We start from the raw sequence: 13,218 nt of genomic DNA, 5'->3' as shown, positions 1-13,218 counted from the left end.
CGCAAGAACGGCGAGCCCCAGGACAGAGAGCGCGATCAACCGCATGCGGTTTCTTCTACGCGTAAGGGCACCATTCCAGTCATACGCCATAACACGATCCTCATGATCTACGCAGGAAACCGAGGTTTCCAATACAGTTCGCAATACCCCCGCCTGTCGGGGTAGTCAGCGGGACTTGCGTGAGGCTGACCAGGGGGAGGGCAATCGCGATGTCATATTGGTCAAGTGTTGTTTACAGACATCGAATGTGCGGCGGATACGGTCGTCTGACAAGCCCGCGCCATTGTGTCAGGATGATACAGACTGTGAATAACGTGGGTAACTCTTGTGCGATGCCGCATTTCAACGGCCGAGGCTGAGCCACTCAATTGCCGGTGCCCAGAGTGTGTCTCTGAATGTCTGCCGGAAGAAGCCCAGATGGCCGATTTTTCCGCCTGCCTCTTCCGGCGCATGCCACCGCGTTTCGATTGGTGATTTCGTGTAGTGCTTGAGCAATGCCTGTTGGGCGCGCGGTGTGCCCCAGGGGTCGTCGGTCATGCCGATCGCCAGGATTGGCGTCGTGACCTCACCGAAGCGTTGAATGGCATTCATCGACGGATCGGCGAAGAAATATTCCGGATGACGCCCCCAGCGGCTCCATTCCCGAAAGACCGTGCCCGGCAGCGTTTCCCCCAAGCCGATCCATCCCGGCACATTTCCCGTCAACATCGCGAGGGGAACGCCGATCAGGTTCATCAGGGTGAAGACCTTCCAAGGCTCTCCGGTATTGGCCCAATACCCGGTCATCGGGGCAACCATCAGGTAGCGATCGAAACGATCAGCACGACCACCCAGCGCCAGGACCTGGCTGCCGAATGATTGTCCGATGCCAACCATGGTATGGCCCGGTGCCTCGCGCTCCAGTGCATCGACGGCGGCTGGCATATCGAAAAGTGCCCAGTCGCGCATCAGCAATGGTCGCAACCAGCCCGGCTGTACGGGTGATCGGGCGACGCCGCGATAGTCGTAGGTGAGTGCCGCACGGAAACCGCGATCGGTAACCAGATGCTCGGCGAAGCGGGTGTAGATCGTGCGCGGAACCGCTGCTGCGGAGGAGATCAGCGCGAGGGGGCCATTGCCGTTGCCGCTGAAGAGTGTGCCGGTCAGCGGAAACTGATCCGCAGTGTTGAAACCGATATCCCGCCTGGTCATCGCGTAACGAGTGTCCATCGCGGTGTTCTTCCTCTACACGGCATCAATATTACGTTTACGTGAACGTCCATTATCGTTCATCGGGATCAGATTGACAACGCTCTGATCGCGCGACCTTCGTGTGCGAAACTGATCAGTTTCGGATTGCTAATCGGGGATTGTCGACATTGTGTTTTCCGTTCGAAAGCCCTTAAACTTCGGCTTTGCAAGCCACATATAACGGTCTATAAGCCCCCATCCGACGCGGCCGGGAGGAGGCCGTTTTTCTATTTCAGGACAGGTGACGACCATGGCGCAGAATTGGACCCCGAACAGCTGGAGGCAGAAGCCTATCAAGCAGGTTCCGGCCTATCCGGATCAGGAAGCTTTGAAGGCTGCCGAGCTGCAGCTTGCATCCTACCCGCCGCTCGTTTTTGCCGGTGAGGCACGCCGCCTGAAGAAGGCGCTCGGCAATGTTGCCGAAGGCAACGGCTTCCTGTTGCAGGGTGGCGATTGCGCCGAGAGCTTTGCCGAACATGGCGCGGACAATATTCGCGACTTCTTCCGCGCTTTCCTGCAGATGGCTGTGGTTCTCACGTTCGGCGCGCAGCTGCCGGTGGTCAAGATCGGCCGTATCGCCGGCCAATTTGCCAAGCCGCGCTCGTCCGACATGGAGAAGATCGGCGACGTCGAGCTTCCGAGCTACCGCGGTGATATCATCAACGGTATCGAGTTCACCGAGGATGCACGCATCCCGAACCCGGACCGTCAGCTGATGGCCTACCGCCAGTCTGCTGCAACGCTGAACCTGCTGCGTGCCTTTGCGATGGGTGGCTATGCCAACCTTGAGAATGTACACCAGTGGATGCTTGGCTTCGTCAAGGATAGCCCGCAGGCCGAGCGCTACCGCAAGCTCGCCGACCGTATTTCCGAAACCATGGACTTCATGAAGGCCGTGGGCATTACGTCGGAAAACAATCCGAGCCTGCGCGAAACCGATTTCTTCACCAGCCACGAGGCCCTGCTGCTCGGCTATGAAGAAGCATTGACCCGCGTCGATTCGACGTCCGGTGACTGGTATGCCACATCCGGTCATATGATCTGGATCGGCGACCGCACGCGCCAGGCGGACCACGCGCATCTGGAATACTGCCGTGGCATCAAGAACCCGATCGGTCTGAAATGTGGGCCGTCGTTGCAGGCTGACGATCTGTTGAACCTGATCGACATCCTTAACCCGCAGAACGAAGCCGGTCGTCTGACGCTGATCTGCCGTTTCGGTCACGACAAGGTTGCCGAGCACCTGCCGCGCCTGATCCGCGCGGTGGAACGCGAAGGCCGCAAGGTCGTATGGTCCTGCGATCCGATGCATGGCAACACGATCACGCTCAACAACTACAAGACCCGTCCGTTCGAACGAGTCCTGTCGGAGGTCGAAAGCTTCTTCCAGATCCATCGTGCGGAAGGCTCGCATCCGGGCGGCATCCATATCGAGATGACCGGCAAGGACGTGACGGAATGCACCGGTGGTGCGCGTGCGGTTTCGGCAGAGGACCTGCAGGACCGCTACCACACCCATTGCGACCCGCGCCTCAATGCCGATCAGGCCCTCGAGCTGGCATTCCTGCTGGCCGAGCGCATGAAGGGTGGTCGCGACGAAAAGCGCATGATGGTTGCCAACGGCTAAGGCGCCCGCTTGACACTTAAATCATAGGCAAAGGCCGATGCGGAAGCGTCGGCCTTTTTCAGTTCCGGGCGTCGAGTAAAATCCTCCAACCCAGATGCCTATCGTCAGCAGTGCAACGCAGGGTATTTTGGCGAGTGGAACCATCAGCGTTGAAATTGTGGCGTTATGTTGCTCGCATTGAATTGCCGAAGACGGGTTTGCGCGGGCTGGTTTTGAATGCAGAATACGCCTTCTGGTTGCCGTTTGCCGCGTTGCAGAAGTTGTGAACCTTGACTTCAGCTTTCTTGGTTTGACCTGATGCCTGTGCGTGGTGATGGTGAGGGCTTGCACGGTTTTGGAGAATGATATGACGAAATTACACCACGGGGGATGTCTGTGCGGTGCCGTGCGCATCACGGTCCGGGGACGGTTGAGCCCGGTCAGCTTTTGCCATTGTTCACAATGCCGCCGACAGACAGGACATTTCTATGCGACGACCGATGCTGCGGTGGACGACATCTCTATCACCGGTGAGGAGGCGATATCGCTTTACCGCTCAAGCCCGGAAGCGGAGCGAGGTTTCTGCAGCAAGTGCGGCTCGGCTTTGTTCTGGCGGGCAGATCATTCCGGGCGGATGTCGATCATGGCTGGGCTTTTGGACGGGCCGACCGGCGTTGAAGGTGGTTATCATATCTACTGCGCCGACAAGGGTGACTACTACACCATCAACGATGCATTGCCGCAGTATGCGGCCAGCAGCACCGTCTGAGGCGGTGTTGCGGCGCGAAGCCGTTTCTTTCCGGCGTCGTCAGGCTGCTGCGTCCTGCGCGATTGTCAGTTGCCTGAGGCTCTCCCGATAAGCGACGTCGAGCGCTGCGAACTTGGCGGACTGCCACGTGAAGTAGTCCTCGATGAAACGCCGGCTTAGCCAGAGGTTGCCACGTCTGCGGGGCAGGTCCCAGCCGAGCAGGTCTTCGCTTTCGGCCTTCTTGAACATGCGCTTGAGATTGGTGGTTGAGATCATGTAGATCTCGCTCAGTTCGGCAAGCGTGACCGGGCCGACAGGAGTGCGGGGTGCCGCGCGGTCAAAATCACCCAAACGCGTGATCAGGTCATGCAGGACCATGCCGCCCAGATCGGACCAGAGGAAATGACCGATGGTATCGGGCGGATCGCGCCAGAGCGGATCTTCAACGAGGATTTCCGCCGCGATCGGTTGGCCCAGCTTGAAGATCCGCGGATCCGCGATCGTCGTTGCCTCACGATCGCCGCCGTCGAGACGGTCAAGGCAGGCCATGTGACCGATGAACCACCGCATCATCGCGGCATTGGCGACTTCCGTCGTTTCGAACACCCGCACGCGCCTGTCCGGCACATCCGGCACGTCGCGCAGGAATTTGTAGGCGAACAGTTCGGCGAGATAGGCGGTCGCCGTATTACGGCTGGCGGCGCCAAGGCGCATCACGATTTCAATGAACCGTGTCGCGGTCAGGCCGGACATGGGGTCATCATCACGCCGGCTCAGCGACAGCGCGAACATCGCATGGGTCATCAGCCACTTGCGGTGTGACGCCTTGAGGCGAGCCAGCCTCGGAGTTTCGTTGTGGATGGCAATTAGATGCTGGGCGATCTGTTTCTCGATGGCGGGAAACAAGGCATGGGCTGCTATGGAGGCACGCGTAAGTTGCGGCATGGCTTGTGCTCTGTTGAACATGCATTGTGTTCAATGCTTGCCGGGCGCGGCCGCAATCCGATCAAGACAAGCGGACGACGATACAATCAGGCGCGCTGCAGTTTTGAACAAAAAAGTCTACGGAGTAAAATTGACTTTCCCGCAATAGTGCAACTGAGCAGAACTTGTCAAGCTGGGCAAATATTGAGAATGCGCGGTCGCGCGATCAAGTCACCGGCTGCAGTCGTTCTGCCTGCTCAGGGAAGAAACGTTCAGTTCCAAAGCCTTCGCCAAACATCATGTCGTGTTGCAGTAGCCGGTAGTCTCGGATCATCGGATCAATACGGCCTGATACGGACCAATCCGGCTGGGCGCGATTGTTGCGCTCGATCAACTGATGACGATCAATCACAGTATAACGTTCCTGAACGCGGCCAAGCATGCCCGTGTAGAAAGGATGACGGTAGCCGCTCATGCGGACAATGAAATGCGGCAGTTGCGAGGGGCTGACCGAGCCCAGGTTCTTCTGCACGCCGCGCTTGGATGACCACACAACCAGTGGTGTTTCGTGTTCACGCTTCATTGTGGCGACGGAAGCCTTGCGGGTGGCAACTTGGTCGGCCATGTAACCGCTCTCCGGATAGACCATGCCGAGCGGCGGCAGGTGGTCGCCAAACAGCACGATGATGGTTTCGCGGCGCCGCTTCTTTGCCCAGTCCATCAGCATCTTCAAGCTCTGGTCGGCTTCCTTGACGCCTTGTGTATAAGTCGCAAGGGCGCTGGCGCTGCCATCGGAAAGCGTCGGTCCGTCGACTTCGATCGAGTTCTTCTTGTAGCGGTTTGCTTCATACGGACCGTGGCCCTGCAGTGTAACGGCGAAGAAGAAGAACGGCTTGGCCGTGTTGTCGGCCTGGTTGATGATATGGCGCGTCAAAGCATCATCAGAGGCGAAGATGCCGCGCTTTTCCATCGCTGGCATGTTTTCCTCGGACTGGAAGTTCTGGAAGCCGAGCGCCTGATAGACATTCTGACGGTTCCAGAACCAGCTTTGGAACGGATGGAAGGCCTTGGTCACGTAGCCCTTAGATTCAAAGAAGGTGGCAAGCGACGGCAGCGGGCGGCGGATATACTGCTGATAGGGAATGCTGCCATAGGGCAGGAATGCATTGCTGAAACCGGTCAGGGCCTCGAACTCGACATTCGCCGTCATGCCGCCGAATTCTGGCGAGAAGACGTTGCCCGACTGTGTGGCATGGATCGTCGGCATCGGATCGCTGGAATAGCGGACGCTCGACATGCGTGTCGGATCCCACAGCGATTCGCTCATGATCATGATCACGTCGGCCTGGCGCCCCGAGAAGAAGGTCGCGGGCAGACGGTCGGTCGGAATGTCGGAGATGGCAAGATTGTCGTAGCCGGCCGGTGCGCCGACATTGGCCATGGGGATGTTGAAGGCGAAGGCGAGCAGGAAGCCGTTGTGACGATAGTTTTCCTTCTGGTCCCACATCATCGGCACGATGTTCAGCCGGTCGCGGACATAGGAAAAGGCCATCGGATCCATCAGCGTGATGAAACCGGCGAGGATCGGTGCTGCCACCAGCGTGCGGCCAATGCGGACGACCGGCAGGATACGAGGGAAGAGGCGACGGCTGACAACAATCAGACAGACGAGCGCGCCGATGATTGCCAGGGACGCAAGCGCCATTCCGGCTGCAGCCAGGGGGCGGGCCGCGATCATCACCGGCAGAAGTTCCATGATCTGGCGACCGAAAAGCAGGTCGCTCGGGAACAACGGGTCAGACAGAAACAGCTGCTTTTGCCCGGAAAAGAAGGCGGGCATCAGCGATAGTGGCACGATCAGCAGTGCAGACTGATAGGCATGCCCGACAATGGCGTCGGCAAAAAGCATCAGGAGGAAAAGAATGCCAGCGGCGATCATGCCCGGGCGAGCGGGCGACAGCATGTATTCGGCAACATCGTTGAGGTTGCCGCGCGCCAGCCATTCGCTGGCGATGATCGTGATGATCGCCAGCAATGCAGTGTTGATCAGCGGGAATACGATGCGCGTGATGCGCCCGGTTGCACGCGCTTCATCTGTGCGGGGAGTGGTGCCGACAGCTGCCAAAAGGCTGGAATTTACCGATTTTGGAAGAGTGTCAGCCACAGAATTCTCCGAGAGAAATGCGATTTCATCAAATGTGCGCATAGCTGTCACATATCCGTCATGAACGCTACATGAACTATGCGTGATGCCTGATTGTTCCCCGTTTTTGATCGATATTTGGGCGTCCACGCATAGCATCATCGGCCGACGCCGTTGCGATCCGCCAGCCGAGCGTTTAAACCGTTGATCATGAGCGAAACATTGAAAAAAACAGATGTCCTGCGCATCGCCATTGCGCAACTCAATCCAACGGTTGGCGACGTGGTCGGCAATCTGGCAAAGGCACGTGCGGCGCGGTCGGAAGCGGCAACGCAGGGTGCCGATCTGTTGCTTCTGACAGAATTGTTCATCTCCGGCTATCCGCCGGAAGATCTGGTTCTGAAACCCGCCTTTCTCAGGGCTTGCCTGTCGGCGGTCGAACAGCTGGCGGCGGAGACCGCTGACGGAGGCCCGGGCGTGATCGTCGGCTTCCCGCGTCAAGGCGAGAAAGGCCGGCACAATTCCGTTGCCATCCTCGATGGCGGCAAGATCCTCGGATTCCGTGACAAGATCGATCTGCCGAATTATGGCGAGTTCGACGAGAAGCGGGTTTTTGTCGAAGGCGAGATGCCAGGGCCGGTGAATTTTCGGGGCGTGCGCATCGGCGTGCCGATCTGCGAGGAGATCTGGAACGATGCCGGGGTCTGCGAGACGCTGGCCGAAACCGGCGCCGAGATCCTGCTGGTGCCGAACGGCTCACCATTCTATCGCAACAAGGTGGACGTGCGCCATCAGGTCGTGCTGCGCCAGGTGATCGAGACCGGCCTGCCGCTGATCTTCGCAAACCAGATCGGCGGCCAGGACGAACTTGTCTTTGACGGTGCGAGCTTTGCCTTCAACGGCGACAGGTCGCTCGCATTCCAGATGAGCCAGTTCGAGGAAACGCTTTCTGTCACGACCTGGAAGCGGACTGCCGATGGCTGGCGTTGTGATGAAGGGCCGATGTCGCGCATTCCCGAGAAGGAGGAGGCCGACTACCGCGCCTGCGTTCTCGGCTTCCGCGACTATGTCAACAAGAACGGTTTCAAGAGCGTCGTGCTCGGCCTCTCGGGCGGCATCGATTCTGCCATCTGCGCCGCGATTGCCGTCGATGCGCTTGGCGAGGAGCGGGTACGCACGGTTATGCTGCCCTATCGCTACACGTCGAAGGAATCCTTTGCCGACGCCGAGGCCTGCGCACAGGCTCTGGGCTGCCACTACGATATCGTTCCGATCGCCGATCCGGTCGAGGGGTTTCTGTCGAGCCTCTCCGAAATGTTCGAGGGCACGGAGAGCGGGATTACCGAAGAGAACCTGCAGAGCCGTGCGCGCGGCACGATCCTGATGGCAATCTCCAACAAATTCGGTTCGATGGTCGTCACGACCGGCAACAAGTCGGAAATGTCGGTCGGTTATGCGACGCTCTATGGCGACATGAATGGCGGCTTCAATCCGATCAAGGACCTCTACAAGATGCAGGTCTATGCGCTTTCGGCTTGGCGCAACGCCAATGTGCCGCCGGGTGCACTTGGGCCTTCCGGAAAGGTTATCCCGGCCAATATCCTGTCAAAGGCGCCATCGGCCGAGCTTCGGCCCAACCAGACCGACCAGGATTCGCTGCCGCCTTACCCGATGCTGGACGACATCCTGGAGTGCCTGGTCGAAAAAGAGATGGCTGTCGAAGATATCGTTGCACGTGGGCACGACATTGCGACGGTCCACCGCATCGAGCATTTGCTCTATCTGGCGGAATACAAGCGGCGGCAGTCGGCACCGGGCGTCAAGATCACCCAGAAGAACTTCGGTCGCGACCGCCGCTACCCGATCACCAACCGTTTCCGCGATCGCTGAGCCTTCTCTCGTCGCCATGGTCCAAGGGAGAACAGGCTTTGCGCAGTTCCGTCGAAATCTACAACATCCGCACGCGGCGGGCGCGTGTGGTCTGGCAGACGAGCGAACTGGTCGAGGCGCCAAACTGGTCGCCTGACGGTTCCTATCTGCTGATCAACGGCAATGGCCTGCTGTATCGGCTTTCGCCGGAGGGTGGTCAGGCGCCGTCCATCCTCGACACTGGCTTTGCCGTCGAATGCAACAATGATCACGGCATATCGCCGGATGGCTCAATGATTGTGATCTCTGACAAGACCGAGCACGGAAAGTCCTGCATCTACATATTGCCTGCCGAAGGCGGTGTTCCACGCCAGGTGACTTCGAACCTGCCGTCCTACTGGCATGGCTGGTCGCCCGACGGCCGGCAGCTTGCCTATTGTGGCATTCGTGACGCTGTCTTTGACATCTATTCGATTTCGGTCGATGGCGGCGAGGAGCGCAGACTGACCGAGGGCGAGGGGCGCAATGACGGGCCGGACTGGTCGGCCGATGGCGACTGGATCTATTTCAACTCCAGCCGAAGCGGCCTCATGCAGATCTGGCGCATGCATCCGGATGGCAGCGATGTCGAGCGCATCACCTACAGCGATAGCGGTGACTGGTTCCCGCATCCGTCGCCGAAGGGCGACAAGGTTCTCTATCTGTCCTATGCGCCCGACGTCTTTGACCATCCGCGCGACCGGGAGGTCAGTCTCCGGCTGATGGATATGGATGGTGGAGCGCCGGAAACACTGTTCGAACTCTTCGGCGGGCAGGGCACGATCAATGTGCCGAACTGGTCACCGGACGGCACGGAATTCGCCTTCGTTCGCTATTTCCCCGTCAACGACTGATGGTCGTCGCAGGCTGACGCTTGCGTCCTTCGGCGATCGGCCTAGAACAGAGCATATCAGGTGCCCGCTGTCTTGCGGGAGAATCGGGAAGCCGGCGCAAATCCGGCACGTGCCCAACGCTGTAAGGCGGATGCACACGCAAGGGGGAGACCCAGCCACTGGTGGACAAGACCGGGAAGGCGGCGTGCGCAGATGAAGCCAAGTCAGAAGACCGGCCTGATGAGATAGACTTGCCCGCGCGGACGGCGGGCGGTTGCGCATTGTTGGGGATTTGACGATGCACGACGAACCGAACGATTTTCTCGTCCGGGCCGGTTCCTTTTCCGTCGAGGAAAGACAAGCCGTCTACCGGGCCATTCATACGCGCCGCGACGTGCGCGACCAGTTCCTTCCCGATCCTCTGTCGGACGATCTTGTCAGGCGCCTGCTGGAAGCTGCGCATGCCGCACCGTCCGTCGGCTTCATGCAGCCGTGGAATTTTCTTCTGGTGCGCGACACTGTCCGCCGGCAACGGATATGGGAGGCTTTCGACCGGGCCAATCGCGAGGCGGCGGCGATGTTCGATGAGGAGAGGCAGACCGCTTATCGGTCGCTGAAGCTCGAAGGTATCCGCAAGGCGCCGCTCGGCATTTGTGTGACCTGCGACCGGGACCGGGCCGGGCCTGTTGTTCTCGGACGCACCCACAATGCGCGGATGGACAGCTATTCGACGGTCTGCGCTATCCAGAACTTGTGGCTTGCCGCGCGCGCCGAAGGTGTCGGGCTTGGCTGGGTCAGCATCTTTCAGGAAAGCGAGCTGAAGCGCATTCTCGATATTCCGGACGAAATCGAGATCGTCGGCTATCTCTGCCTAGGCTATGTCGACACGCTTTATGCGGCACCGGAACTCGAGGTGAAGGGCTGGCGATCGCGGCTGCCGCTTGAGGATCTGGTGTTTGATGAGAGCTGGGGACATCGGTCCGTAGCCCTCGCTGCCGCCGACGTTATTCCTGCAGAGGCTGCGGGCCAGGAGCGGCCGGATTCCTGAGATTGATTGCACCCGAAACCGGCGGCAGGAATTGTGGACCGACTTTGCGGATATTGGCCGCACTGCCATCATAGGCGCGTTCGACCGGCTGCGTTGTCGGTGTCGCTGCGGCTACCGCCGGCGCCTTCGGTGCTATGGTGACGATCGACGACTGGTAGTCTGGAACGGAAGGAGCCGGGGTCGATCGCCGTTTTGCCTGTTCATGAAAGCGGGCCAGGTCGCATCCACATTGCGGATTGTCGCCGGCCGTGCGGTTGCGATAGGCGAAGGCATTGGGAAGGTCGCGGTAGGGTCGCCCACTGGCAGCCGAAATCATCTCTGATGTCTCGCTGACCGCGGGTGCGTGGAAATACAGTTCCGTCTCGGTGTTGGGGCACATCTGCTGGCACAGGCCGGCATCATGGGCAAAATTCATCGCGGACGTGCTGGACGAGATCGGAAAGAACCCGCCGTCACAGGTACGAACGCATAGTGTGCGGATATTGCCTGTCGGCAATGCGGAGGGCTGGCCGGGCAAAGCCTCCAGCGAATTGCGGCTGACTTGGTAGGGCTCTGGCAGCGTGTCGAGATAAGGGATACGTTCGGCTTCCTCGGTATCACCGCCGAATGTGCCATCGGCGTCTGGGCTGCAGCCGTTTGCCTCAAGTGCCGTGGTCAGTCGGGCGCGAGCGTCTTGACTCTCAGCCCCGCCGGACCTGATCTCCTGCAACTTAGCAACCAGAATGTCCTTGTTGGCCTCCATCCGGTCGAGTGCCTCGGACAGATCGCCGCAATCGCTGCCCCCGTCCGGTCGCACAACCACGACCGAAGACGACAGGCAGCGCAGGCGCTTCTGGTCTTGCCTTGCCTTTCGCAATTCCAGATTCTGCTGGGCAATCGCGCTGGAATAGCTTCTGATTTCGGGATTCTCACCGGTGACTTCCGAGACATCGGCAAGCCGATCACGTAGACGTTCGCAGACAACCGATGCAGAAGCGACATTCGGCACAATCCAGGCAAAGCACAGCGCTGCAGCGAGAAGTCCAGGTATCCTTGTCTGCAAGATCACTTTCCCGCTGGGTTTTCGTGGATGCCGGTCGTCGGTTCCTGCTCCTATACTACCTGACCGAGAATACGCCAGCTAAAGCTAAAGTAAAATGACAGTGCCGTCATCGACCGCCACCGGATTTGACACGATGGCGGTCGCTCTGGCTCAGGCGGCGCGAGCCGTTTGAAGCGTCATTGGCTGTTCGAGGACGTTGCCGGCGATCGATGCGACATGCTTCATTCGGTCAAGCAACGCTTCCGTCACGTCCCAGGCGACGGCAACGGCCTGGACAGAGCCGATCCGCTGTGGATCGGCAATGCGCAGACCGGGGCAGCCCATGCGTTTGAACATGCGCTCCAGGAAGACATCGGTGACGGTGACGATCTGGCTCAGGCCCGAGGCCAGCCCAAGCTCGCCGACGCCGCACATCAGTTCGGCCGCGGCAATTGTGACCTGATTGCTGGCGCGGTCCTGCGAAATTTGCGGATCGATGCAAAAGCGGCTCGATTCCCAGATGGCTGCGCTGCGGATTTCGCTCTGATCGCCGAGCAGCACCGGAAACGTGTCATCGAGCATGTTCTGTCCGAGGGTCGGCAGCAGGCGCAGCGCTCCCCGCAGGCGTCCGCTGTCGCCATAGGACAGGACATAAAGCGGATTGGCCTGGTCATAGTGATCGATTTCCCAGTCGCCGTGCAGGCTGACATCCCATCCCAGAAGGTCGTGAAAGACGGTCTTGCGCAAGCGATGCATGGCATCGATTTCAATTGGGTGGTGTTTGCGATTCACGCCATTGATGATCCGGATCATGCGGCACTCCTTCAGTTTGAACGAGTGGCATTGATGTCGGTTGCAGGTGATCGATGAAACTGTCGGTAGTGACAGCTTCCTTTATGCAATCAAAGAATTCGGATCGGATGGCTGGGTCGGCTCGGTCGTATTGTGCGGGTATGATATGAGTTTACGCCAGAGTGCTTCGGCGACCGCTTGCGCGTTGGTGACGACATTGAGTTTTCGCCGCGCGTTGGACATGAAGAAACGCACTGTGCGTTCCGTGATGCCGAGAATGACGGCGATCTCCCAATAGCTCTTTCCGGCGGCGACCCAGGACAGTGTCTCGATTTCTCGAGGTGTGAGCCGATCCTGTGCATACCGGGCGCGTATCTGGGCTGATGTGCGTGCCAGCATTTTTGTATGAAAGCTGACGGCCAGCGCTGCAATGTCGCGGTCGTGCGTTCGACGCAGGTTGCGCCACTCATGCCCTGGCAATTCGGCCTGGATGAGGAGGAAGGCCGTTCTGCCTGCTTGCGACAACATTGGATAACAGGCCCCGAGGGGGACCAGATCGAGCAGGCTGGCGAATGTCGACAGGTTCTGGCCAGCGATCGTTCGAGGTCCGAGATCCTGCCAGTCGAACGGCTCGATGGCCATTGCTGCGTGCATGAAGGGTGCATGCAGAAGCGTCTGGAGGCGTTTGTCGGACAGCCACGCCAATCGCGGCAATGTTGTGTGATGCAGGCTGTAGGCGGCGAAGCGATCGCCGCGAAGGGTTCCATCGAAATACAGCAGATGGTTCAGGCCATAGACCTGCCGCATGCGGTCGAAAAAATGCTGGGGCTCGAGATGGTCGGTTTGCTCGAGCCAGTCATGCAGTTCGAAATAGGCCTGCGAAGACACCATGAAAAAACCCTAGAAACCAAGGGCTTTAGGATGGTTTCGCATGCTCGGACTTGTCCAGCGGCAATGTGATTTGC

General features: G+C 59.2%; 11 protein-coding genes and 1 riboswitch. Of the genes, 5 read left to right on the top strand and 6 right to left on the bottom strand.

Annotation, left to right across the window (positions count from 1 at the left end; genetic code table 11):
* Nucleotides 1-342: 342 nt before the first annotated feature.
* Entirely contained in the window at nucleotides 343-1,209 is an 867-nt protein-coding gene (locus GVK95_RS07400; RefSeq protein ID WP_159948079.1) for a hypothetical protein, read from the bottom strand.
* Nucleotides 1,210-1,480: 271 nt separating this feature from the next.
* Between GVK95_RS07400 and GVK95_RS07395 the strand changes: the two genes are divergently transcribed.
* Complete coding sequence (locus tag GVK95_RS07395) at nucleotides 1,481-2,857, top strand: 3-deoxy-7-phosphoheptulonate synthase class II (protein ID WP_007597342.1); 1,377 nt, start codon at nucleotides 1,481-1,483, stop codon at nucleotides 2,855-2,857.
* A 346-nt stretch (nucleotides 2,858-3,203) separates the two neighbouring features.
* Nucleotides 3,204-3,605 (top strand): GFA family protein, encoded by a 402-nt coding sequence (locus GVK95_RS07390; RefSeq protein WP_159948077.1) that lies wholly within the window; start codon nucleotides 3,204-3,206, stop codon nucleotides 3,603-3,605.
* Nucleotides 3,606-3,644: 39 nt separating this feature from the next.
* On the opposite strand, the gene GVK95_RS07385 is transcribed toward GVK95_RS07390, so the two are convergent.
* Both GVK95_RS07385 and GVK95_RS07380 read right to left on the bottom strand, forming a co-directional pair.
* Nucleotides 3,645-4,529: a hypothetical protein gene (locus GVK95_RS07385; protein WP_159948075.1), complete on the bottom strand. Its 885-nt coding sequence runs from the start codon at nucleotides 4,527-4,529 to the stop codon at nucleotides 3,645-3,647.
* Nucleotides 4,530-4,734: 205 nt separating this feature from the next.
* Nucleotides 4,735-6,471 carry an LTA synthase family protein gene (locus GVK95_RS07380; RefSeq protein WP_348532449.1) on the bottom strand — a complete coding sequence of 579 codons (1,737 nt, stop codon included), beginning with the start codon at nucleotides 6,469-6,471 and terminating at the stop codon, nucleotides 4,735-4,737.
* A gap of 390 nt (nucleotides 6,472-6,861) precedes the next feature.
* Between GVK95_RS07380 and GVK95_RS07375 the strand changes: the two genes are divergently transcribed.
* The 3 genes from GVK95_RS07375 to bluB all read left to right on the top strand — a co-directional run bounded on the left by GVK95_RS07375 (nucleotide 6,862) and on the right by bluB (nucleotide 10,440).
* On the top strand, nucleotides 6,862-8,541 hold the full coding sequence (locus tag GVK95_RS07375; RefSeq protein WP_159948071.1) for an NAD+ synthase: 1,680 nt from the start codon (nucleotides 6,862-6,864) through the stop codon (nucleotides 8,539-8,541).
* 38 nt (nucleotides 8,542-8,579) lie between these two features.
* Entirely contained in the window at nucleotides 8,580-9,413 is an 834-nt protein-coding gene (locus GVK95_RS07370) for a PD40 domain-containing protein (RefSeq protein ID WP_159948069.1), read from the top strand.
* A gap of 41 nt (nucleotides 9,414-9,454) precedes the next feature.
* Nucleotides 9,455-9,648: riboswitch (cobalamin riboswitch) on the top strand.
* A gap of 42 nt (nucleotides 9,649-9,690) precedes the next feature.
* Nucleotides 9,691-10,440 carry a 5,6-dimethylbenzimidazole synthase gene (gene bluB, locus GVK95_RS07365; protein ID WP_159948067.1) on the top strand — a complete coding sequence of 250 codons (750 nt, stop codon included), beginning with the start codon at nucleotides 9,691-9,693 and terminating at the stop codon, nucleotides 10,438-10,440.
* Here the strand turns inward: bluB and GVK95_RS07360 are convergent.
* The 3 genes from GVK95_RS07360 to GVK95_RS25370 all read right to left on the bottom strand — a co-directional run bounded on the left by GVK95_RS07360 (nucleotide 10,397) and on the right by GVK95_RS25370 (nucleotide 13,144).
* Nucleotides 10,397-11,482 (bottom strand): DUF2865 domain-containing protein, encoded by a 1,086-nt coding sequence (locus GVK95_RS07360; protein WP_159948065.1) that lies wholly within the window; start codon nucleotides 11,480-11,482, stop codon nucleotides 10,397-10,399. The two genes, bluB and GVK95_RS07360, sit on opposite strands and share 44 nt — an antisense overlap.
* Before the next feature lie 150 nt (nucleotides 11,483-11,632).
* A complete protein-coding gene (locus GVK95_RS07355; RefSeq protein ID WP_159948063.1) occupies nucleotides 11,633-12,274 on the bottom strand; it encodes an acyl-homoserine-lactone synthase in 642 nt (213 codons plus the stop codon).
* Nucleotides 12,275-12,355: 81 nt separating this feature from the next.
* A complete protein-coding gene (locus GVK95_RS25370; protein ID WP_159948061.1) occupies nucleotides 12,356-13,144 on the bottom strand; it encodes a helix-turn-helix transcriptional regulator in 789 nt (262 codons plus the stop codon).
* Between the last annotated feature and the right edge of the window lie 74 nt (nucleotides 13,145-13,218).

The sequence above is a fragment of the Rhizobium sp. 18065 genome (assembly GCF_902706095.1).
Classification (GTDB): domain Bacteria; phylum Pseudomonadota; class Alphaproteobacteria; order Rhizobiales; family Rhizobiaceae; genus Allorhizobium.
The sequence above is the reverse complement of the archived record's forward strand: the minus strand, read 5'-3'. Positions and strand labels throughout refer to the sequence as shown.

Excerpts from the sequence above, each read along its gene's own strand:
- GVK95_RS07395 (WP_007597342.1), top strand. The coding sequence starts at position 1,481 with ATGGCGCAGAATTGGACCCCGAACAGCTGGAGGCAGAAGCCTATCAAG.
- GVK95_RS25370 (WP_159948061.1), bottom strand. The coding sequence starts at position 13,144 with ATGGTGTCTTCGCAGGCCTATTTCGAACTGCATGACTGGCTCGAGCAA.
- GVK95_RS07390 (WP_159948077.1), top strand. The coding sequence starts at position 3,204 with ATGACGAAATTACACCACGGGGGATGTCTGTGCGGTGCCGTGCGCATC.
- GVK95_RS07355 (WP_159948063.1), bottom strand. The coding sequence starts at position 12,274 with ATGATCCGGATCATCAATGGCGTGAATCGCAAACACCACCCAATTGAA.
- GVK95_RS07380 (WP_348532449.1), bottom strand. The coding sequence starts at position 6,471 with ATGCTGTCGCCCGCTCGCCCGGGCATGATCGCCGCTGGCATTCTTTTC.
- bluB (WP_159948067.1), top strand. The coding sequence starts at position 9,691 with ATGCACGACGAACCGAACGATTTTCTCGTCCGGGCCGGTTCCTTTTCC.
- GVK95_RS07400 (WP_159948079.1), bottom strand. The coding sequence starts at position 1,209 with ATGGACACTCGTTACGCGATGACCAGGCGGGATATCGGTTTCAACACT.
- GVK95_RS07385 (WP_159948075.1), bottom strand. The coding sequence starts at position 4,529 with ATGCCGCAACTTACGCGTGCCTCCATAGCAGCCCATGCCTTGTTTCCC.
- GVK95_RS07375 (WP_159948071.1), top strand. The coding sequence starts at position 6,862 with ATGAGCGAAACATTGAAAAAAACAGATGTCCTGCGCATCGCCATTGCG.